The organism is Rhizobacter sp. P2_H2 (assembly GCF_056403375.1).
Map to the genome: position 1 here is coordinate 1 of NZ_JBFUFP010001488.1, position 1,016 is coordinate 1,016.

The window sequence follows — 1,016 nt, forward strand, 5'->3', positions numbered from 1 at the left end:
TCCACATGCCGCGCGCCTGCCCGATCTGCAGGAGCGAAGTGGCCCGCGAGAAGGGCGGCATCGAATACCGCTGCACCGGCGGGCTCTTCTGCCCCGCCCAGCGCAAGCAGGCCCTGCTGCACTTCGCCGGCCGCCGCGCGATGGACATCGAAGGCCTGGGCGACAAGCTCGTCGAGCAGCTCGTCGATGCCGGCATCGTGCTGAGCCTGCCGGGCCTCTACAAACTGGGCGTCGCCAAGCTGGCCGCACTGGACCGCATGGCCGAGAAGAGCGCGCAGAACATCGTCGACGCGCTGGAGAAGAGCAAGGCGCCGACGCTCGCGCGCTTCCTGTTCTCGCTGGGCATCCGCCAGGTCGGCGAGACGACGGCCAAGGACCTGGCGCGCCACTTCGGCACGCTGGACAAGCTGATGAACGCCAGCGTCGAGCAATTGCTGGAGGTGCCCGATGTCGGCCCGATCGTCGCAGCCAGTGTCCACACCTTCTTTGCCCAGCCGCACAACCGCGAGGTCGTCGAGCAGCTGCTGGCGGCCGGCGTGCAGCCCAGGGAGAGTGTCGGCGAGGCCGACGACCGCCCGCGTCCGCTGCTGGGCAAGACGCTGGTGCTGACCGGCACGCTGCCCACGCTCTCCCGTGATGAGGCGCAGGCATTGATCGAGGATGCCGGCGGCAAGGTCAGCAGCTCGGTCTCGAAGAAGACGCACTACGTCGTCGCCGGCGAGGAGGCCGGCAGCAAGCTCGAGAAGGCGCGCACGTTGGGCGTCGAGGTGATCGACGAGGCGGCACTGCGCGCGCTGCTCGCGCAACCCGGGTGACAACCCGGGCTCAACCCCCACTTGTTCGCTTGTCACCTCCCAAMAGGCAGGGCGGTKGCAGAAGGCGSGTGCGGGGAGKCTGTGGAGCGCCAATMAGGRCGGGKCGCCGGARCTGGCKGRTTTCATGGCCCGCGTGCGCAGCACGCTTCGTGAACTGACTGTCGCCCACTGTCTGACCACAACGAACGAAGTGAGTGGAGG

At 68.5% G+C, this 1,016-nt stretch carries 1 protein-coding gene; it reads left to right on the forward strand.

Going from position 1 to position 1,016, the window contains the following annotated elements; genetic code table 11:
- On the forward strand, window positions 1–815 hold an 815-nt coding region (locus AC1D15_RS34155; protein ID WP_477829567.1), incomplete at its 5' end, for a helix-hairpin-helix domain-containing protein.
- Between the last annotated feature and the right edge of the window lie 201 nt (window positions 816–1,016).